At 72.3% G+C, this 18,114-nt stretch carries 20 protein-coding genes; 10 read left to right on the top strand and 10 right to left on the bottom strand.

Annotated elements, in window-relative coordinates; genetic code table 11:
- The coding region (locus tag ACFTZL_RS22815; protein ID WP_382585752.1) for an RNA polymerase sigma factor at positions 1–998 on the top strand (998 nt) is incomplete at its 5' end.
- Here the strand turns inward: ACFTZL_RS22815 and ACFTZL_RS22810 are convergent.
- Both ACFTZL_RS22810 and ACFTZL_RS22805 read right to left on the bottom strand, forming a co-directional pair.
- Positions 976–1,356, bottom strand: a complete 381-nt coding sequence (locus ACFTZL_RS22810; RefSeq protein ID WP_382585749.1) for a hypothetical protein — start codon at positions 1,354–1,356, stop codon at positions 976–978. The genes ACFTZL_RS22815 and ACFTZL_RS22810 overlap by 23 nt on opposite strands.
- On the bottom strand, positions 1,353–1,883 hold the full coding sequence (locus ACFTZL_RS22805) for a hypothetical protein (protein ID WP_382585746.1): 531 nt from the start codon (positions 1,881–1,883) through the stop codon (positions 1,353–1,355). Before ACFTZL_RS22805 ends, ACFTZL_RS22810 begins: the two co-directional genes overlap by 4 nt.
- A 289-nt stretch (positions 1,884–2,172) precedes the next feature.
- On the opposite strand from ACFTZL_RS22805, the gene ACFTZL_RS22800 reads away from it, so the two are divergent.
- Complete coding sequence (locus ACFTZL_RS22800) at positions 2,173–3,429, top strand: XRE family transcriptional regulator (protein ID WP_382585743.1); 1,257 nt, start codon at positions 2,173–2,175, stop codon at positions 3,427–3,429.
- 1 nt (position 3,430) lies between these two features.
- On the opposite strand, the gene cutA is transcribed toward ACFTZL_RS22800, so the two are convergent.
- Positions 3,431–3,757 carry a divalent-cation tolerance protein CutA gene (gene cutA / locus ACFTZL_RS22795; RefSeq protein WP_382585740.1) on the bottom strand — a complete coding sequence of 109 codons (327 nt, stop codon included), beginning with the start codon at positions 3,755–3,757 and terminating at the stop codon, positions 3,431–3,433.
- A 266-nt stretch (positions 3,758–4,023) separates the two neighbouring features.
- On the opposite strand from cutA, the gene ACFTZL_RS22790 reads away from it, so the two are divergent.
- Complete coding sequence (locus tag ACFTZL_RS22790) at positions 4,024–4,878, top strand: alpha/beta fold hydrolase (RefSeq protein ID WP_382585738.1); 855 nt, start codon at positions 4,024–4,026, stop codon at positions 4,876–4,878.
- Positions 4,879–5,012: 134 nt separating this feature from the next.
- Complete coding sequence (locus tag ACFTZL_RS22785; RefSeq protein WP_382585735.1) at positions 5,013–6,131, top strand: methyltransferase; 1,119 nt, start codon at positions 5,013–5,015, stop codon at positions 6,129–6,131.
- A 57-nt stretch (positions 6,132–6,188) separates the two neighbouring features.
- On the opposite strand, the gene ACFTZL_RS22780 is transcribed toward ACFTZL_RS22785, so the two are convergent.
- The 4 genes from ACFTZL_RS22780 to ACFTZL_RS22765 form a co-directional block, all read right to left on the bottom strand.
- Positions 6,189–6,809, bottom strand: coding sequence for a flavin reductase family protein (locus ACFTZL_RS22780; RefSeq protein ID WP_382585732.1), 621 nt, complete (start codon positions 6,807–6,809; stop codon positions 6,189–6,191).
- A 59-nt stretch (positions 6,810–6,868) separates the two neighbouring features.
- Entirely contained in the window at positions 6,869–7,654 is a 786-nt protein-coding gene (locus ACFTZL_RS22775) for an enoyl-CoA hydratase/isomerase family protein (protein WP_382585729.1), read from the bottom strand.
- On the bottom strand, positions 7,654–9,879 hold the full coding sequence (locus tag ACFTZL_RS22770; RefSeq protein WP_382585726.1) for an acetate--CoA ligase family protein: 2,226 nt from the start codon (positions 9,877–9,879) through the stop codon (positions 7,654–7,656). Before ACFTZL_RS22770 ends, ACFTZL_RS22775 begins: the two co-directional genes overlap by 1 nt.
- 184 nt (positions 9,880–10,063) lie before the next feature.
- On the bottom strand, positions 10,064–11,248 hold the full coding sequence (locus tag ACFTZL_RS22765; protein ID WP_382585723.1) for a flavin-containing monooxygenase: 1,185 nt from the start codon (positions 11,246–11,248) through the stop codon (positions 10,064–10,066).
- A 251-nt stretch (positions 11,249–11,499) separates the two neighbouring features.
- Between ACFTZL_RS22765 and ACFTZL_RS22760 the strand changes: the two genes are divergently transcribed.
- The 4 genes from ACFTZL_RS22760 (at position 11,500) to ACFTZL_RS22745 (ending at position 13,931) form a co-directional block, all read left to right on the top strand.
- A complete protein-coding gene (locus tag ACFTZL_RS22760) occupies positions 11,500–11,949 on the top strand; it encodes a DoxX family protein (RefSeq protein WP_382585720.1) in 450 nt (149 codons plus the stop codon).
- Positions 11,949–12,356 carry a Zn-ribbon domain-containing OB-fold protein gene (locus ACFTZL_RS22755; RefSeq protein ID WP_382585717.1) on the top strand — a complete coding sequence of 136 codons (408 nt, stop codon included), beginning with the start codon at positions 11,949–11,951 and terminating at the stop codon, positions 12,354–12,356. The genes ACFTZL_RS22760 and ACFTZL_RS22755 overlap by 1 nt, the downstream gene beginning before the upstream one ends.
- Before the next feature lie 62 nt (positions 12,357–12,418).
- Entirely contained in the window at positions 12,419–13,033 is a 615-nt protein-coding gene (locus tag ACFTZL_RS22750; RefSeq protein ID WP_382585714.1) for a GNAT family N-acetyltransferase, read from the top strand.
- A gap of 40 nt (positions 13,034–13,073) precedes the next feature.
- The gene (locus tag ACFTZL_RS22745) at positions 13,074–13,931 is read left to right on the top strand and encodes a GNAT family N-acetyltransferase (RefSeq protein ID WP_382585712.1); all 858 of its coding nucleotides are present in this window, start codon (positions 13,074–13,076) and stop codon (positions 13,929–13,931) included.
- A gap of 6 nt (positions 13,932–13,937) precedes the next feature.
- Here the strand turns inward: ACFTZL_RS22745 and ACFTZL_RS22740 are convergent, their stop codons facing one another.
- The 3 genes from ACFTZL_RS22740 to ACFTZL_RS22730 all read right to left on the bottom strand — a co-directional run bounded on the left by ACFTZL_RS22740 (position 13,938) and on the right by ACFTZL_RS22730 (position 16,300).
- Positions 13,938–14,606: a pyridoxal 5'-phosphate synthase gene (locus tag ACFTZL_RS22740; RefSeq protein ID WP_382585709.1), complete on the bottom strand. Its 669-nt coding sequence runs from the start codon at positions 14,604–14,606 to the stop codon at positions 13,938–13,940.
- A 27-nt stretch (positions 14,607–14,633) separates the two neighbouring features.
- A complete protein-coding gene (locus tag ACFTZL_RS22735) occupies positions 14,634–15,059 on the bottom strand; it encodes a pyridoxamine 5'-phosphate oxidase family protein (RefSeq protein ID WP_382585706.1) in 426 nt (141 codons plus the stop codon).
- 71 nt (positions 15,060–15,130) lie between these two features.
- Positions 15,131–16,300, bottom strand: coding sequence for an acetyl-CoA acetyltransferase (locus ACFTZL_RS22730; RefSeq protein ID WP_382585704.1), 1,170 nt, complete (start codon positions 16,298–16,300; stop codon positions 15,131–15,133).
- 107 nt (positions 16,301–16,407) lie between these two features.
- Between ACFTZL_RS22730 and ACFTZL_RS22725 the strand changes: the two genes are divergently transcribed.
- Positions 16,408–17,595 carry an acyl-CoA dehydrogenase family protein gene (locus ACFTZL_RS22725; protein ID WP_382585702.1) on the top strand — a complete coding sequence of 396 codons (1,188 nt, stop codon included), beginning with the start codon at positions 16,408–16,410 and terminating at the stop codon, positions 17,593–17,595.
- A complete protein-coding gene (locus tag ACFTZL_RS22720; protein ID WP_382585700.1) occupies positions 17,592–18,065 on the top strand; it encodes a nitroreductase family deazaflavin-dependent oxidoreductase in 474 nt (157 codons plus the stop codon). Before ACFTZL_RS22725 ends, ACFTZL_RS22720 begins: the two co-directional genes overlap by 4 nt.
- Positions 18,066–18,114: the final 49 nt, after the last annotated feature.

Genomic DNA, 18,114 nt, shown 5'->3' with positions numbered 1-18,114 from the left:
CCAAGGGCTGGCTGGTCACCGCGGCCTGGCGCAAGTTCCTCGACGCGACACGCGCCGACACCGCCCGCCGCCGGCGTGAGGACCGCGTCGAGGAGGAACCGGCGCCCGGGCCGGCGCCCGCGGCCGACGACACGCTCCAGCTCTACTTCCTGTGCGCCCATCCCTCGCTGACCCCGGCCTCGGCGGTCGCGCTCACGCTGCGCGCCGTCGGCGGCCTCACCACCCGGCAGATCGCCGAGGCCTACCTGGTGCCCGAGGCGACCATGGCGCAGCGCATCAGCCGGGCCAAGCGCACGGTCTCCGCTGTGCGGTTCGACCAGCCCGGGGACGTGGCCACCGTCCTGCGCGTCCTCTACCTGGTCTTCAACGAGGGCTACTCCGGCGACGTCGACCTCGCCGCCGAGGCCATCCGGCTCACCCGGCAGCTCGCGGCCGCGATCGACCACCCCGAGGTGGCAGGGCTGCTCGCCCTCATGCTGCTCCACCACGCCCGGCGTGCCGCCCGGACCGCGCCCGACGGCAGCCTGGTACCGCTCGCCGAGCAGGACCGCGGCCGCTGGGACACCGCGTCGATCGCCGAGGGCGTCGGGATCCTCCAGGCGGCCCTCGCCCGTGACCGGCTGGGCGAGTTCCAGGCCCAGGCCGCCATCGCGGCCCTCCACGCCGACGCGCCCACCGCCGAGGAGACCGACTGGGTGCAGATCGTCGAGTGGTACGACGAGCTGGCCCGCCTGACCGACAGCCCGGTCGTCCGGCTCAACCGCGCGGTCGCCGTAGGGGAGGCCGACGGCCCGCGCGCCGGCCTGGCGGCACTCGCGGCGCTGGACACCTCACTGCCCCGTCACACCGCGGTGGCGGCGTACCTCCACGAACGCGAAGGCGACCTGACGACGGCGGCCCGCCTGTACACCGAGGCGGCCCACAAGGCCCCGAACCTCGCCGAGCGCGATCACCTGACGCGGCAGGCGGCGCGGCTCAACGCGGGTCGGGGTCGCTGACGGGTCGCGCGTGGACTGTGTCGGCGTCGGGGGTGAGCTCACCGGGGCGTTCGAGCAGACTCAGCAGCGCACGCGCGTTGACGCCGGCGTCGTGCAGCCGCCTGGCCGGATCACCTGATGCCGTATCGCTGTTGAGGAGTTCGTCCGTGTGCCTCAGGACGATCCGTGCTGTGCCCTGCATGCCGTCCCGCATCCGCGGCATGAGCTTCGACAGCTCCGGTGCCAGCAGCCGTACGTACCCCTCCATCTCCTGGAGGCGGGCCCGCTGTTCGGCCGACTGCCCGCCGGGGCCCCACAGCGTCTCCTCGCACCGTCGTCGGATCAGCGCCGCGTCGAACTGACCTTTCGCGCCGCTCACTCCTCCGGCTCCGTGGTCAGGCAGTGCCGACCGGCGGCGATCAGCCGGGCGACCTTCAAGGGCCTGCACAGGGTCGCGGCCGAGTCCATCGGCACCGACCAGTAGGTGGCGCGAGCCGGGGTGTATCGCACGGCGTCCGCCCTGGGGACTCCGAGGTAGCTGCCCTGGCCCAGGCACTCCACGTCCAGGGGCCTCCAGTCGTCGACGGCCTGACGCCACCTTCTCGGCATGCTCGCGGGCACCAGGGCGTAGTAGCGGAGGTGCCGCGGATCGCAGATGACCGGGCCGTCGTCGAGGGTGTGGCGCATGAACTCGTCGAGCTCCGACGCCTCGGTGCTGTCCGTCAGGGCGACCACGAGACGACCGGGGATCCGCACGGCTGAGAACAAGATGCCGAGCGGGAGCATGGCCACGTGGTGCTGCTGCCATTCCAGGCGGGCGCGGTCGCGGCTCGGTGCGGGGAGTGTCGCCAGGAGCCGGTGCTCAAGCAGAAGCGCACGCTCAGCGCCGGTCGCGATCGCAGACATCGACGGCTCCGCCGATTTCTCTGACTTTGAGGCGTGTTGGATTGCCTCAGGCATGGTGGCGACTCCTCACGGTCGTCCATGCCCCGGCAGACCTATGGGGCCACGGCCGCCGGGGCTCTTCGCGTCCAGAATGGATTTCTCGCGAAGAGCGCACCTCCCGCAGCGCGGTATACCCATGATGGGTACAGCCCTCAGACAGACATCCCGCAGACTCAGGCGAGCAGGAAGGGCACGCATGATTCACCCGTCACCGACCGCGCTGCCCCGGGAACTTCTCGCAGATCAGGAAATGCGCCGAGCGCTGGAGATGCACGACTTCGGGACGGTGTTCCGGCTCGCGAAGAGCCGCGCTGGGATCAGCTACTCACGAATCGCCGCTGAGTGCGACATCAAGCCGGATCGGGTCGGCACGCTGGCCAAAGGGCAGGGAAAGATCACCACGTTCGACAAGGTCCGGCAGATCGCGGACGCGTTACGCGTCCCCGGCCACATGGTGGGTCTGACTCCAGGCCCGTGGGAGACCGACGAGCCTCCTACTCAGACGTACGACCCACGGAGGGGACAGACCAGCGTGCGCCGCAGAACCGTCCTCCAAGCCGCCACCAACACCGGCTTGGCAGCCGCGCTGCCCGCACTGACGAAACCGCCGGCCCCCCGGCACGTCTCCGACGGGGACGTCGAGCGCCTGCGGCATCGCACGGCACGCCTCCGCCGACTCGACGACATCCTCGGCGGCGGCGACACATACCGCGTCTATGTCAGCGAGTACCAGGCCACCAAGGCCCTGCTGCGCACCTCCACCTTCACCCCGGAGTCCCGCCGCCGCACAGTCGCCCTGCTCGCCGAGCAGGCCCAGCAAGCGGGTTGGGCCGCATTCGACGGAGGCCAGCAGAAGCAAGCCGAGAGCCTGTATGAGGAGAGCAGGCGCGCGGCCTGTGAAGCGGTGGAGAGCGATCTCCTGGGCAACGCGTACGCGTTCCTTGCCTATCAGACCGCAGACAGGAACACGGCGGTCGAGATCGCCTCCAGCAGCTGCTCCACCCTCACGTCGAGCACGCCCGCCTGTGTGCGTGCGCTCCTGTACGAGCGGATGGCGTGGGCCTGCGCCGTCGCCGACCGGCCTCACGGAGTCGAGCAGGCACTGGACGCGGCGCGGATTGCCCTCGACGAGAAGCCTCAGTTCGGGGAACCTCAGCCGGACTGGGCTGCTTGGGTCGACCAGACGGAGCTGGACATCATGACCGGCCGCTGCTGGACGGAACTCCGTCGCCCCCTCCGGGCCGTGTCAGTCCTGGAGGTGGCGCTGGCCCGATACGACGACTCTCATGCGCGGGACAAGGCCCTGTACCTGTCGTGGCTCGCAGGTTCCTATCTGACCGCCGGGGAGGTCGAGCAGGCGGCCACGGTCACAGGCCGCGCCCTCGGTCTCGCCTCCGGGGTGGCGTCCGTACGGCCACGACAGCGGCTTGCGCCTGTCCTGCAACGGCTCGGCCAGTACAAGGCGCTCCCTGCGGTCGCCGAGGTCCTGGAGCACGCGGGCGGTTGAGCTACGCGGGCGGCGTGGTGCTCGCGGCGATCCACTCCAGGCACCCCTTTGAGCCGGCTTCGATCGGCACGGCCGCGATCTCCGGGTTCTGCCACGGGTGGTGCTTCAGCAGGTGGGACTCCAACTCCGGGTAGCGGGATCGGGTGGTCTTCAGCAGGAGCTGCCACTCCTCCCCAGTGCCGAACTCGCCGTCGTGCCAGAACGCCGACGTGACAGGGCCGATGATCTGCGCGCCGGCCGCGAGTCGCTCGGCGACGACCGAACGGGCGAGTTCAACGGCCTGGTCATGAGTCGGGGTCGCGGTCGATACGTGGAGAAAGTCAGCCATGCCGGGAGCGTAGGCGGCGGCGAGAGGTTCAGGAAGAGCATCACGAGGCCGCGACATGGTTGTTCCGGAGGCCAGTAGCTGTCGGGGCGGCGGGTGGCCAGGCCCGTTTGCGGGCTTTGGCCCGTTGCTTCGGTGAGCGGCGTTGACGTGCGCGCTCGCGCCTCGCATGGACGCCGGGTGGGCTCAGCGGCGATCGGTGGGTGGGGGGCCGGAGCGGCGTAATTCGGTGTTCGGGAGGGTGGGGGGCGGCCTACGGTGAGGTCCATATGACACTCCTACATGTTCATGACTATGGGGGCGATGGCCCGCGACTGGTTCTTCTGCACGGGTTCGGGCGGTCTCTGGCCGACTGGAGCGCCTCGGCCGCACGGCTCGTCGCCGGGCATCGTGTGCTTGCCGTTGATCTGCCCGGGCACGGGCGTTCTCCCGATGTCTCCCCCTGGGCTCTTCCCACTGTGGTGCGGGACATCGCGGAGACGCTGGACGCGCACGGCGTGCCGGAATCCGTCGTGGTGGGGCATTCTCTCGGGGGACTGGTCGCCGTCGAGTACGCCCGGGCGTACCCGGACCGTGCGCGTGCCGCCGTGAATCTCGACGGGTTCTGGTGGCGGCGCGAGTACCCCGGCGCCGAACAGGTGGCCGAAGGGCTGCTGGCGTCGGTCGGGGCCGTCGCGCCGGCCGGGTACATCGAGCAGCAGGTCATCAACTCCGCCCGGTTCGAAGTTCCCGCCGACCGTGCGGAGGCCGCTGCCCGCGCGGCGGCGCGTCCGCTGCCCGACGGCACCTGGCAGACGCTGCCGGAACGGGCGGCGGCGCTGGAGATCGTCGACGAACTCCACCGGCTCGGCGCGCAGGGTGTGACCGCCTGGCTGGACGGGGTGGACCGCCCGCTGCTGCTGGTGCAGGCCGGGCGACGGCTGCCGCCCGCGCCGGGCATGGAGTGGTTCGACGCGTTCAGCGCCCGGTTCGCCCGCGAGGTCTCCGATGAGCTGGCCGTGGTCTCCCGCACGCGGCCGACGATCAGCGTCCAACGCATCGACGCCACCCATCCCATGATCCTGGAGACCCCTGAGGCGGTGGCGACGCTGGTCGCCGGGTTTGTCCGCGCCCTGCCCGGCTGAGGAATCCGGCACACTGGACCCGAGCTGCTTCGCCGCTTCGAAAGGTCCGTTGTTGTCACTCGGCATGGTCCTCGGAGACGTGGACGTCGTGACCCGGCACGCTCGTTCACGCCCGATTTCCCGAGGAGTATGCCGTGTCCACGATCCACTGGATCGAGACTGAACCCCGTTCCGCCCGCTGGCATTCCGAGTCCGGACTGCCCCTGCCCCGTACGGTCGTCGTAGCCGACGACCGTACGCGGGCCGCCGTCGCCTACCGGCTGGCCTGTGAGGGCACCGCGTTGCTGTGGCGGGGGGATTTTCAGAACGCTCGGCAGTTGCTGCGTGCCTTGGACCGCCGTGTCGGGCGTACCGCGCCCGGGGCGGCGGACACGCCTGCCGAGACCTTCCGGTTGCAGCGCCGGTTCCGGGGCCATCGTGCGCGCGTGCTCGGCAAGCTGGTGGTCGTGCTGGAGGCGGACCACGGACTGGACCTCCGCCGGGCTCCCGATGTGCGTCAGGCGGTCGCCGAGGCGTACGGGGCGTTCGACGGGCCCGTGGCCGTCGCCCTCTCCGAGCTGCTGGGGGTGATCAGTGCCCGGCAGTGGCGGGAGAAGGGCGTGTACGTCCCGGCGCTGGAAGCGCCGGTTCACCCGCACTATGGGGTGTTCGCGCCCACCCGGAGCGAATACGTCGATCTCGTCGCCCAGGCCCCGCTGCCGCGTGGCGGTGACGTACGCGTCGCGTTCGACCTGGGCACCGGAACCGGCGTGCTCGCCGCCGTGCTGGCCCGGCGGGGCGTCGGGCAGGTCGTGGCGACCGACGTCAGTGCGCGGGCCCGGGCGTGTGCGCAGGACAACGTGGGGCGGTTGGGGCTCACGGAGGTGGTCCGGGTGGCCGGGCCCGAGCTGTATCCCGAGGGGCGCGCCGATCTGGTCGTGTGCAACCCGCCCTGGATTCCCGGCCGTCCCGCCTCCGACCTCGACCTCGGCGTCTACGACGCGGGCGGCGGCATGCTTCAGAGCTTCCTGAGCGGGCTCGCCGGGCGGCTGGAACCCGGCGGTGAGGGCTGGCTCGTGCTGTCCGACCTGGCCGAGGGGCTCGGGCTGCGCAGCCGGGAGGAGCTGATGACCGCCGTGGAGAGTGCCGGGCTGCGGGTGGTCGGCCGGCTGGACACGCGTCCGCGTCACGCTCGTGCGGGGGACACAGACGATCCGCTGCACGCCGTACGGGCCGCCGAGGTCACCTCGCTGTGGCGGCTGGCCGTCGTCTAGGGCCTGATCCGAACGACAGAAACGGCTTCCTCGTCCTGGAGCGCAGCCTCGCCCGTCCTAGCCCTCCGTCAGCCGCGCGAAGCGCCCCCGGTGGAACAGCAGCGGGCCGTCCGGATCGTCCGTGCCCGTGCCGAGGGCGTTCACCCGGCCGACCACGATCAAGTGGTCGCCGCCGGTGTGGACGGCGTGGATCGCGCAGTCGATCCAGGCGACCGCGCCCGACAGGCGGGGCGAGCCGGACACCGGGGCCGCGTCGTACGCCACGCCCGAGAACTTGTCCGCGCCGCTCACCGCGAAGGAGCGGCACAACTCGTCCTGGCCGGCGCCCAGGACGTTGACGCAGAAGACGCCCGCACGGGCGATGCGCGGCCAGGTCGTCGACGTACGGCCCACCATGAAGGCCACGAGGGGCGGGTCGAGGGAGAGGGAGCTGAAGGACTGGCAGGCGAAGCCGGCGGGGGCGGCGTCGGAGGTGGCCGGGGGTGCCGTCACGATCGTCACGCCCGTCGCGAAGCGACCCATGACGCTACGGAACTCCCGCTGGTCCAGGGGAGCGCGCTCGTCTTCGCCCACGCAGCGCAGCTCCGGGCGCGGCAGCGCTTCCACAGGCCCTGGGGCCGGGGTGCGGGTCGACCTGAGGTAGCGGACGGCGGCTTCCGCCATCCCTGCTTGTCCCATCACGCATACGATTGAAACTGACGAGACGTCAGATTGGAAGCCTTTCAGCCTTTCAGCCTTCAGAGTCCCCTGTACACCGCGTTCCGCCGCTCCACGAAGCTCCGTACCCCCTCCTGCGCGTCCGCCGTCGTCATGTTGATCTCCTGCGCCGCGGCCTCGGCGGCGAAGGCGGTGGCCCGGTCGGTGTCCAGGGACGCGTTGACGAGCTGCTTGGTCAGGGCGAGGGCCCGGGTCGGGCCGGCGGCGAGGCGGTCGGCCCAGGCACGGGCCGTCTTCTCCAACTCCCCGTCCGCAACGACCCGGTTGACCAGGCCGAGGCGTTCGGCGTCCGCCGCCGTGAGCGCGTCGCCGAGGAACATCAGCTCCTTCGCCCGCTGCGGGCCGATGAGGCGGGGGAGCAGGTACGCGCCGCCGCCGTCGGGGACCAGCCCTCGCCGTACGAACACCTCGATGAACCTGGCCGACTCCGCGGCCAGGACGAGATCGCAGGCGAGTGCCAGATGGGCTCCGAGGCCGGCCGCCGTGCCGTTCACCGCCGCGATCACCGGCTTCTCGCAGTCGAGGACGGCGGCGATCAGGCGCTGGGCGCCGGTGCGGAGGGTGCGGGCGACATCGCCGACGCCGCGTTCGTCCGTGGTGGCGGCGCCTCGGAGGTCCGCGCCCGCGCAGAAGCCCCGGCCCGTTCCCGTGATCACCACCGCTCGGACATCGGCCGTCTCGGACGCCTCCGACAGGAGCTGGACGATCTCGTCCCGCTGGTCCGGTGTGAGGGCGTTGAGTGTCTCGGGTCGGTTCAGGGTGATGGAGAGGACCTGGCCGGCCGTCGCGTGCAGCACAGCCGGCATCAGCGGCACACCGCCAGCGCGTCCAGCGCCACCGCGCCCTGCCCCCGCGGCAGCACCATCAATGGGTTGATGTCCAACTCCGCGAGCTGGTGGCCGAGTTCCAGTGCCATGCGCTGCACGCGCAGGACGACCTCGACCAAGGCGTCCAGATCGGCCGGGGGGCGGCCCCGGACTCCGTCGAGCAGGGCCCGGCCGCGCAGACCGGCGAGCATGTCCCGCGCCTGTTCCTCGCCGAAGGGCGGTACCCCTACGGCGGTGTCGCGCAGGACCTCGACGAGGACCCCGCCGAGGCCTACGGTCACCGTCGGGCCGAACAGGTCGTCGTGGGTGACGCCCACGACCATCTCGACGCCCTGTTCGACCATCTGGCAGACCAGTACGCCGTCCAGGGAGACATCCTCGTAGCGGGCGATGTCGGTCAGCTCCCGGTAGGCGTCGCGGACCTGGCTCGCCGAGGTCAGGCCGATCTTCACCAGGCCCAGTTCCGTCTTGTGGGCGATGCGGGCGCCCGAGGCCTTCATCACCACCGGGTAGCCCACCAGGCCGGCGGCCCGGACGGCCGCCGCCGCGCTGGTCACCAACTGCTCGCGCGGTACGCGGATGCCGTACGCCCGCAGCAACTGCTTGGCCGCGTGTTCGCTGAGCTGCTCACCGGGGTGCATGAGCGCCTGCGCCTTGCGGTAGGACGGCGAAGGGGTGCGCGGGGCCTCGTCGAAGGGGGAGCGGTACGCGGCCGTGAAGCGGTGGTGGGCGAGGTAGGCGCGGACGGCGGTGAGGCAGTTGCCGACCGTGCGGAACGTGGCCACGCGGGAGGAGCCGAGCAGGACCTCGCGGTAGGCCGGTTCCGTGCCGACCGGCGATCCCCATACGACGCACACCAGCTTGTCCGTCTGCTCCGCCGCGTCGACCAGGTCCCGTACCAGTCGGTCGCTCAGGGGTGGGAAGGGGCCGGTGATCGGGCAGATCAGCACGCCGACCTCGGGGTCGGCGAGGATCGCGTCGATGATCTTCCGGCCGCGCCGGTCCCCGACCGGATGCCCGCCGTTGTCGACGGGGTTGGCGACGCTCAGGTACTCGGGTATCCACTGGTGCAGCTCGGCCTGCCTGGCCTCGGACAGGACCGGCAGCCTCAGACCCGCCTCGGTCGCCAGGTCCGCGGCGTGCGCGCCCGTGCCGCCCGAGATCGAGTAGACGACGACGCCGTCCGAGCGCGGCGGCTTGGCACGGGCCAACAGGGCTGCGGTGTCCTGGAGTTCGTCGAGGCCGTCGACGCGGATCACGCCGTACTGGCGCAGCGCCGCGTCCACCACCGCGTCCGCGCCGGTCAGTTTGCCGGTGTGGGAGGCGGCCGTGCGGGCGCCGGTCTCGGTGCGGCCCACCTTGACGGCGACCACCGGGACTCCGCGCCGGGCGGCCCGGTCGGCGGCGAGGAGGAAGGAGCGGCCGTCCTTCAGCCCTTCCAGGTAGCAGGCGATGGCGCCGATCCCGGGCTGCTCGGCGAAGTAGGAGAGGAAGTCCGCGGTCTCCAGGTCGGCCTCGTTGCCGGTGGGCGCCCAGTGGGAGAGGCGGATGCCGAGTTCCTGGAGGGCGAAGACGGGGCGGCCCTGGTGGCCGGACTGGGTGATCAGGGCGATCGCGGGGCCGTCGAGGTCGTCGCGGAAGTGCTCGAAGGCGTTGAGGTTGGTGTTGGGGCCCAGCAGCCGCAACCCGGAGCGTTCGACCGCGGCGGCGAGTCGCCGCTGGGCGGCCTCGCCCTCAGGGCCGGTCTCCGCGAACCCGGAGGCGAAGACGACCGCGAACCGCGCCTTGGCCTCGGCCAGTTCCTCGAGCACGGGGAGGGGGTCGCCGACGAGTACCACCGCCAGGTCGACCTGCTCGGGCAGGTCGGCGACGGAGGGGGAGCAGGCGAGGCCGAAGACGGACGGGCGGCTCGGATGCACCGGGTACAGCCGGGCCCCGACGCGCTCGGCCCAGTCGGCCAGTTGGCGGGTCACGCCGGTGTTGGGGCGTCCCTCGGCGTCCGAGGCGCCGATCACGGCGACGGACCGGGGCCGGAAGAAGTGGTCGAGATCGGGTACGTCGGCGTGCAGCGGGCGCCCGCTGACGTCGAAGTCGCCCTCCTGGGCCGGCCTGCCGTGCACGGCAGGCGCGGGCCGCTCGCCACAGGCGATGGCCCGGGCCCGGCGGGAGTCGGTGGTGAGGGTGCCGTGGGTCGATCCAAGCATCGTTTCCGCCCGCTCCCTGTGAGACAGCCGCTAACTGACGCACTGTCAGATTACTGAACTGATGCGGCGTCAGGAATGGCCGTGCAGGCAAAGCCGCCGGGAGGGGGTGCCTGGAGGCGGGGGAGGGTGGTTCCTCTGCGTGCCGGTCCGCAGGCGGGCCGGGTGAGGCGCCGAGATGTGTCGCCTACACCGAACCGTCCCGCGCGATGGCCTTAGCGATGCGCACCGCGTCGAGCGCCAGCTCGCGCAGGTTGCCGCTGATCGGGTTGGTGAAGCCGGTGAAGTACAGGCCGGGGGCTGTCTTCGGGCTGCGGGCGCCGTGGACGACGGGCTTGCCGCCGGCGTTGAGTACGTCGAGGTGGCCGACCAGGCCTTCCAGGGCGCGGACGTATCCCGTGGCGGCTATCACCGCGTCCGGGGAGAGCCGGGTGCCGTCGGCCAGCACGATCTTGCCGTCGCCCTCGAAGGACTCCACGGCGGCCACGATCTCGACCTTGCCCTTGCGCACGGCGTCGATCAGGCCGACGTCCTGCACCGGGATCGCGCCCTGCTTCACCCGGGTGTACAGCCCGGTGTCGGGGCGCGGCAGTCCGTGCGCCGACAGATCGGGAATCGCCACCTTGGCCTGCACCCGGCAGATCCGGTCGACGAGGCCGACCGGCAGCCGGCGTACCAGGACGCCGCTGTACTGGGCGGCCCAGCCGGCGGTCGAACGGCGCACGATGTGCGGGACGGTGCGCACGGCCAGCCGGACCCGGGAGGCACCGCTCTCCACCAGGTCCACGGCGATCTCGGCACCGGTGTTCCCGATGCCGACGACGAGGACGTCCCGGCCGGCGTAGGGCTCGCCGTCGCGGTACTCACCGGCGTGCAGGAACTCGCCGGTGAAGGCGTCGCGGCCGGGCCAGTCCGGCAGGCGCGGGGTGTGGTTGTAGCCGGTCGCGATCACGACCGCCGAGCCGGTCAGTTCCCTGCCCCCGGTGGCGTGCAGCAGCCAGCCCGTGCCGTCGGGCGCGCGCTCGATCCGGGACACCTCGACGCCGGTGACGATCTCCAGGCGGTGGTGCTCGGCGTACTTCTCCAGGTACCGCACCACGTTGTCCCGGGACACCCACCGCCCGAACCGGCGCGGCATCGGCAGCCCGGGCAGGGCCGACAGCCGGCGGGTGGTGTGCAGATGCAGCCGGTCGTAGTGGCGGCGCCAGGACGCCCCGACGCGGTCGGACCTCTCCAGGACCACGGCCCGTATGCCCCGGGCGCGCAGCGCGTACGCGGCGGCGAGTCCGCCGGGGCCGCCGCCGATGACGTAGACGGGGCGGTCCGGTGTGGGGTGCGCGGAGGAGTGTGGGGAGGGCGTGGAGTCGGCCATGAGCGGGAGCGTAATCACGAGCCTGCTTGATGGGTCTCGGTCAAGACCGGAATTGATTGCGGATTGATCACGGCTGTAGGAGGAGCGAGTGGGGCTGGTGGCGTAGCGGGCCTGGTTGTGGCGGGCTCGTGATCGTTCGTGACGGGTGCGGGAGGTGCTTGGTGCGGTGGTGTTCTGTCGGACTCATTGTGAACGCATAGCTTCACCCCGAGGTCTTGCGGATCCAGCGATCTGACGTACCGTCAGATCGCATGGACACGATCTGGCTCGGCGGAGCGGAGTGGCTGGCCGTACTGCGGATCGGGCTCGGGCTGTGGTGGCTGGAGAGCTGGCGGCACAAGGACCGCAAGGCCTGGTTCGAACGGGGCACCGGCATCAAGTGGGCGGCCGGGATAGCGGCCGAGCACCGCTGGAACGCCGTACGTTCGGGCTTCGCCACGGTCGTCGCACCCCACCCGCGCGTGATGGCGTACGTCGTCGTCTACGCGGAACTCGCCCTGGGCCTTGGCCTGATCACCGGCTTCCTCACACCGGTCGCCCTGGTCGGCGGGTTCCTCCTCAACGTCCTCTATCTCACGCTCATGATCCACGACGTGGCCGAGCAGGGGCAGAACTCGATGATGGCGCTGATGTCCGTGGTCGGGCTGTTCGGGATGTCCTGGCAGACGTGGTCGCTGGACAGTGCGCTGGGGCTGTTCTGATGACCGGGCGTTTCGACCTGCCCGAGCCCGACGCCTTCACCCGGACGTACTGGGACGCGGCAGCAGAGGGCCGGCTGCTGATCCGTCGCTGCCGGGCCTGCGGACGGGCCCACCACTACCCGCGCGAGTTCTGCCCGCGCTGCTGGAGCGAGGACGTCAGCTGGGAGGCCGCGAGCGGCCGGGCCACCCTCTACACCTGGTCCGTCGTCCACCGCAACGACCTGCCGCCCTTCGCGGAACGCGCGCCGTACGTCGCTGCCGTGGTCGATCTGGCCGAGGGGCCGCGGATGATGACGGAGGTGGTGGGGGAGAGGGAGCTGTCGGCGGGGGCGGATCTGGAGGTGGTGTTCCGGGAGGGGATCCCGGTGTTCCGGATCGTGCCCGGGATCGGGATCGGGATCGGGTAAGACCGGGATCGGGACGGGGTAAGTGAGGTGACCCCTCCCTCCCCACGGGCTTGAATGGCCCCATGGCCCCCATACGCGACCAGTCCCCGACTGCTCTCCCCGAACTCCACGGATACGGCCTCCGTCTTCGCCCTTGGGACGAAACGTCCGGCGCCGACGTCGAGACGTGGCTGTGCGGCATGCGGGACCCGGAGTTCCGGCGCTGGAACACGCCGCTGAGGCTGGTCACGGACCGGGCGAGCGCCCGGGAGTCGCTGCTCGCGCGGGCGCAGAGCGCCGTGGAGGGCACGTCGGTGTCGTTCCGGGTCGCGGACGCGCGCAGCGATACGGCCCTGGGGCACATCGGCGTCAACGAGATCAAGTACCACATGAAGGTCGCCCGCGTCGGCTACTGGGTGCTCCCCGAGGCCCGCGGCCAGGGCGTCGCCACCCGGGCCCTGCTGCTCGCCACCCGCTGGGCCTTCGGCGAACTCGGCCTGCACCGACTGGAGCTGGACCACGCGTTCGGGCACGACGTGTCGTGCCGGATAGCCGAGCGATGCGGTTTCGCGTACGAGGGAACCCTGCGCGGGGCGATCTTCCAGGAGGGCCGGCACGACGCGTTCCGGGACGCCCACCTGCACGCGCGGCTGACGACGGATCCGGAACCGGAGGCGGGCGGAGAGACCTGGGCGTAAATCGAAGGTACGGGCGGGGGCGCGGGCGCCACCATGGGGTATGCGCACCGACGACTGGCACCTCACCCAGGACCTCGACGACTTCCTCGCCCGCGCGGGATCCTTCCTCCGCTCCCAACCCGCCTTGAACACCGTCCCGTTGGCCGTCACGGAGACGCTGCGCACTCGCGGACGGCACGTCTACGGCGACGGGGTGCCGGAGTTCGGCGTGCTGGAGCGGGACGGGGCTGTCCGGGCGTCGTTCTTCCGCACTCCGCCCCACTGGTTGAACCTCACCGCCCTCACCTCCGAGGAGGCCGACACCCTCGCGGCGCGGCTGGCCGCTCTGGGGCAGCGTCTGCCCGGCGTGAACGCCGACCGGGACACCGCCGCCGCCTTCACCGAGGCCTGGCAGCGGCACACGGGCGCCACGGCCACGCTCCGTCAGCGCCAGCGGCTCTACCGGCTCGGCACCCTGACCGTGCCCGACCCCGCACCGCCCGGCGGTCCCCGGATCGCCGTCGAGGCGGACCGCGCCCGACTCATCCGCTGGCACGCGGAGTTCAGCGCCGCGATCGGTATGGGCACCCTCCGCGACGCCGGCGAGTGGGTGGACGCCCGCATCGAACAGGGCGGCATCACCTTCTGGGAGGCCCCGGACGGCACGCCCGTCGCCATGGCCGGCAGGACCCCCCGGATCGCCGGCCAGATCCGCGTCGCCCCGGTCTACACCCCACCCCACCTCCGAGGCCGCGGCTACGCGGGCGCGGCCACAGCCGAGATCAGCCGCACGGCCCTCGCCTCCGGCGCACAGGAGGTACTGCTCTTCACCGACCTGGCGAACCCGACCAGCAACGGGCTGTACCAGCGCATCGGGTACCGGGCGGTGGCGGACTTCGCGGTGTACGACTTCGACTGAATCCCCTCACGGCCACAGCAGCTCCCGCTCCCACCCCTCCTGCTCCCCGCGCCGGTAGCGCAGGCGTACGTGTCGCCGCTCTCCGTCGCCCTGGAAGAACTCGACCTCCTCCGGCCGCAGCCGGTACAGGGTCCAGGACGGTACGGGAGCCTCCGGCTCGCCGCGGGCCCGTTCCCAGGCCGCCTCGGAGGCCCGGGTCAGGTCCTCCACCGAGTCCAGGAGCTCGCTCTGGCGGCCGGTCAGCGCGGCTGCCAGGGCGCCTGTCGAGCGGGCGTGCAGGTCGCCCTGGGCGTCGGCGGACGGGGCGGCCGTCACCGGGCCGCGTACCCGGACCTGGCGGCCCAGCACCGGCCAGTAGAAGGCGAGCGCGGCGTACGGGCGGGCGGCGAGGTGCCGGCCCTTGCGGCTGCCGGCGTGGGACGCGAAAGACCAGCCGGTCTCGTCCGCGCCGTGCAGCATGACGATCCGTACGTCGGGCAGGCCGGACTCGTCGGAGGTCGCCAGGGACATGGTGTGCGGCTCGGTCTGCCCGGCCGCCACCGCCGCCGCGAGCCACTCGGTGAAGAGCGGCAGCGGGGTCGCGGGGGCGGCGGTCGGGTCGAAGGGGGGCAGGTGGGTGGACTGCGGGTCCCAGACGCGCAGTGACCTCAGCAGCTCGTGAAGATCGGGTGCCATGGGCCGATTGTCACCCGAGGGCACTCGTCATACCTGGCCCAGGTCCGACGACACCCACCGCTCCGGCCGCATCCGCAGCACCAGCTGTTCTCCGTGGTTCTTCCAGGCGAAGTCGACATAGCCGTCGACCTTGTCGGCCGGCAGATAGCGGGCCGAGAGCTCTCGGAGCAGGTCGAGGGTCGCGGGGGCCGTGTCGACGACCGGGCCCTCGACCGACACGTAGCGGATCGTGGGTTCGAGCCGGTCCACCATCAGCGAGAACCGGCCCGCCGCGCTGATCAGCTCGTTCTTGCGGGAGTCCAGGCCGGTCATGATCCAGATGTCGCCGCCGGGCTCGTACTGGTACCAGATCGGCACCGTGAGCGGGGCGCGGCCCGCCCCCGCGTCGACCGCGAGTGCGGCGACATGCGGCTCGGCCAGGAACTGTTCGCGTTCTTCGCGGGTCAGGGCCATTCCGGTCTCCTCCAGCGGCTCGCTCAGATCCTTCTCACGAATCCAACACCGGCCCTGGTGCCCGTGTTCCCTCACCCCGCCCCCAGCACCACCGTCCCCGACGAGCAGAACCAGCCCCCCGTCCCCGACGCCACCGTCAGTCGTGGCAGGGAGCCGTCTTCGCGTCGCACCTGTCGGGCGCCGCACTCGCCCCGCAGTTGTCGCACCGCCTCCACCAGCAGGAACAGACCCCGCATCCCCGGGTGCTGGGCCGACAGTCCGCCCCCGTCGGTGTTCACCGGCAGCTCGCCGCCCTCGACCCGCAGCCGGCCCTTCTCCACGAACGCCCCGCCCTCGCCCTTCGCGCAGAAGCCGAGGTCCTCCAGCGTCACCAGGGTCATATAGGTGAACGCGTCGTAGATCTCGGCGAAGTCGATCTCCGAGGGCCGTACGCCCGCCCGCTCGAAGGCCAGCCGTCCGCTCACCGCCGCCGGTGACACCGTGAAGTCCGGCCACTCGGACATCGCGGAGTGGCTGATGTGCTCCCCGCTTCCCAGTACCCACACCGGTGCCGTACGGCAGTCCCGTACGTACTCCTCCGCCGCCAGCAGCACCGCCGCCCCGCCGTCGGAACGGACACAGCAGTGCAGCTTGGTGAAGGGGTCCGCGATCATCGGGCCGGAGGCGATCTCGTCCGGCGTGATCGGGGTGCGGAACATCGCCTCCGGGTTCAGGGCCGCGTTGGCCCGGGCCTGGACCGCCACCTCCGCGAGCTGCTCGATCGTCGTGCCGTACTCGATCATGTGGCGGCGGGCCGCCATCGCGTACTTGGCGATCAGGGTGTGGCCGTAGGGGGCCTCGAACTGCAGGGGGCCGCGGGTGCCGAAGGACAGCGTCCCGGTGCGGCGGCCCGCCTTCACGTCCGCGCGGGCCGTCGAGCCGTAGGCGAGCAGCACCACGCGCGCGTGCCCGGCCGCGATCGCGTCCGCCGCGTGGGCCGCCATGACCTCCCAGGTGGAGCCGCCGACGGAGGTGGAGTCGACCCAGGTGGGGCGCAGCCCCAGGTACTCGGCGACCTCGACGGGGGCCAGCGTGCCCAGGCCCGCCGAGGCGAAGCCGTCGACCAGCGACCGGTCCAGGCCCGCGTCGGCCAGGGCGCGGCGGGCCGCCTGGGCGTGCAGGGCGTACGGGGTCGCGTCGTCCACGCGGCCGCAGTCCGAGAGGGCCACGCCGACGACGGCCACTTTCCTCCGGGCAACCATGAATCTGACGGTACATCAGATAAGGCCGCCGGCGGGAGCGCCGGGACTCTGGGCATCCCCGCCCCGGCGCCCTAATATGACGCACCGTCAGATGCGGAGGTACCCCCATGGACGCCCGCCTCACCGCCGAACAGGACGAGATCCGCCGCACCCTGCGCGAACTCCTCCACAAGCGGTGCGGACCCGTGGAACTGCGGGCCGCCCTCGACACCCCGGCCGGACACGACCCGGCCCTGTGGACCGCCCTCGCCGACCAGCTCGGCCTCCCCGGACTGGCCCTCCCCGAGACCTGCGGCGGTGTCGGCTGCTCGGTCACCGAGCTGGCCCTGGCCTGCGAAGAGACGGGCCGGGCCCTCGCGCCCTCGCCCCTGCTCGCCACGGCCGTCCTCGCGGCCCCGCTGCTCCTCGCCCTCGGGACCGACGCCCAGCGGGCCGACCTCCTCCCGCGCATCGCCTCCGGCGCCCTCACCGCCGCCCTCGCCGTACCGGGCCCCGCCCTCACCGCCGCCCTCGCGCTCACCGGCCACGACCGGCACGGGACGTGGGCCGGCGGCGGACGGGCCGGGGGAGTGCAGGCCCGGCGGACGGACGGCGGGTGGCGGCTGTACGGGGAGGCCGGGCAGGTCCTCGACGGGCACAGTGCCGGGCTGCTCCTGGTCGCCGCGCACGCCGGGGGGTTCGCCCGTTCCCGCGTCCTGCTCTTCCTCGTGCGGGCGGACGCCGCCGGGCTCACCCGCATGCGGCAGACCGCGCTGGACGCGACCCGTCCGCAAGCGCGCATCCAACTCCGCGACGTGGAAGCCGAGTTGCTGGGGCGCGAGGGCGACGACGTCCTCGCCGCCCTCGCCCGGCTCGGCGACACCGCCGCCGTCTGTCTCGCCGCCGAGGCCGTGGGGGCCGCCGACCGGGTGCTGGAGCGGACCGTGGAGTACGTGGGGCAGCGCGAGCAGTTCGGGCGGCCGGTCGGCTCCTTCCAGGCGGTCAAGCACCGGCTCGCCGACGCGTACGTCCAGGTGCGGGCGGCCCGCTCGGCGGCGTACTACGCGGCCTGGGCCGGCGCCGCCGACGACGGCGAGAAGGCGGGCGGCCTCGCCCTCGCCCAGGCGTTGCAGGCCCTGCGCGGGGCCGCCGCCGAGGGGATCCAGTTGCACGGCGGCATCGGGTTCACGTGGGAGCACGACATGCACCTGTACTTCAAGCGTGCCGCGGGCGACGAGCTGCTGTTCGGGCCGGTGCACCGGCTGCGGGCGCGGGCCGCCGACGCGGCGCATGTCTTCGAGGAGGCCGGCCGATGAGGGGCGTGCGGTTCGTGCAGAAGGTGTCCTCCACCCCGGGGTTCGCGCGGGTGGCGCCGCATGTGTTCCCGGCCCTGGACCGGGCCGTGCACCGGCTCACCCGCGGAAAGGTGCTGCTCAGCGCGCAGCTGCTGCCGGGTGTGGTGCTGACCTCCACCGGGGCGCGCAGCGGGCTGGCCCGCCGGACGCCGCTGGCCTGTATGCCGGAGGGCGACGGTGAGCGGGGCTGGGTCCTGGTCGGGTCCAACTTCGGGCGCTCGGGGCACCCGGCCTGGAGCCACAATCTGCTGGCCCACCCGAGAGCCGAGATCAGCTGGAAGGGCCGGGACATCCCGGTCACGGCCCGGCTGCTGGAGGGGGAGGAGCGGGCGGCGGCCTGGAAGGCGGTGCTGGAGTTCTGGCCGCCGTACTCCGCGTACCAGGCACGGGTGGAGCGGGAGATCCGGCTCTTCAGGATCGAACGAAGGTAGACGCCACAGGGAGGCGGAAAGCGCGACAGGCGGCGGTCCACTCGGGTGG

It is taken from the genome of Streptomyces sp. NPDC056948 (assembly GCF_042674225.1).
In the GTDB taxonomy this organism is placed as follows: domain Bacteria; phylum Actinomycetota; class Actinomycetes; order Streptomycetales; family Streptomycetaceae; genus Streptomyces; species Streptomyces purpurascens.
The sequence above is the reverse complement of the archived record's forward strand: the minus strand, read 5'-3'. Positions and strand labels throughout refer to the sequence as shown.

What these genes read in the sequence shown, in the direction of transcription:
- ACFTZL_RS22805 (WP_382585746.1), bottom strand. Translation starts at nt 1,883, where the DNA reads ATGTCTGCGATCGCGACCGGCGCTGAGCGTGCGCTTCTGCTTGAGCAC.
- ACFTZL_RS22800 (WP_382585743.1), top strand. Translation starts at nt 2,173, where the DNA reads ATGCGCCGAGCGCTGGAGATGCACGACTTCGGGACGGTGTTCCGGCTC.
- cutA (WP_382585740.1), bottom strand. Translation starts at nt 3,757, where the DNA reads ATGGCTGACTTTCTCCACGTATCGACCGCGACCCCGACTCATGACCAG.
- ACFTZL_RS22790 (WP_382585738.1), top strand. Translation starts at nt 4,024, where the DNA reads ATGACACTCCTACATGTTCATGACTATGGGGGCGATGGCCCGCGACTG.
- ACFTZL_RS22780 (WP_382585732.1), bottom strand. Translation starts at nt 6,809, where the DNA reads ATGGGACAAGCAGGGATGGCGGAAGCCGCCGTCCGCTACCTCAGGTCG.
- ACFTZL_RS22775 (WP_382585729.1), bottom strand. Translation starts at nt 7,654, where the DNA reads ATGCCGGCTGTGCTGCACGCGACGGCCGGCCAGGTCCTCTCCATCACC.
- ACFTZL_RS22770 (WP_382585726.1), bottom strand. Translation starts at nt 9,879, where the DNA reads ATGCTTGGATCGACCCACGGCACCCTCACCACCGACTCCCGCCGGGCC.
- ACFTZL_RS22765 (WP_382585723.1), bottom strand. Translation starts at nt 11,248, where the DNA reads ATGGCCGACTCCACGCCCTCCCCACACTCCTCCGCGCACCCCACACCG.
- ACFTZL_RS22760 (WP_382585720.1), top strand. Translation starts at nt 11,500, where the DNA reads ATGGACACGATCTGGCTCGGCGGAGCGGAGTGGCTGGCCGTACTGCGG.
- ACFTZL_RS22755 (WP_382585717.1), top strand. Translation starts at nt 11,949, where the DNA reads ATGACCGGGCGTTTCGACCTGCCCGAGCCCGACGCCTTCACCCGGACG.
- ACFTZL_RS22750 (WP_382585714.1), top strand. Translation starts at nt 12,419, where the DNA reads ATGGCCCCCATACGCGACCAGTCCCCGACTGCTCTCCCCGAACTCCAC.
- ACFTZL_RS22745 (WP_382585712.1), top strand. Translation starts at nt 13,074, where the DNA reads ATGCGCACCGACGACTGGCACCTCACCCAGGACCTCGACGACTTCCTC.
- ACFTZL_RS22740 (WP_382585709.1), bottom strand. Translation starts at nt 14,606, where the DNA reads ATGGCACCCGATCTTCACGAGCTGCTGAGGTCACTGCGCGTCTGGGAC.
- ACFTZL_RS22735 (WP_382585706.1), bottom strand. Translation starts at nt 15,059, where the DNA reads ATGGCCCTGACCCGCGAAGAACGCGAACAGTTCCTGGCCGAGCCGCAT.
- ACFTZL_RS22730 (WP_382585704.1), bottom strand. Translation starts at nt 16,300, where the DNA reads ATGGTTGCCCGGAGGAAAGTGGCCGTCGTCGGCGTGGCCCTCTCGGAC.
- ACFTZL_RS22725 (WP_382585702.1), top strand. Translation starts at nt 16,408, where the DNA reads ATGGACGCCCGCCTCACCGCCGAACAGGACGAGATCCGCCGCACCCTG.
- ACFTZL_RS22720 (WP_382585700.1), top strand. Translation starts at nt 17,592, where the DNA reads ATGAGGGGCGTGCGGTTCGTGCAGAAGGTGTCCTCCACCCCGGGGTTC.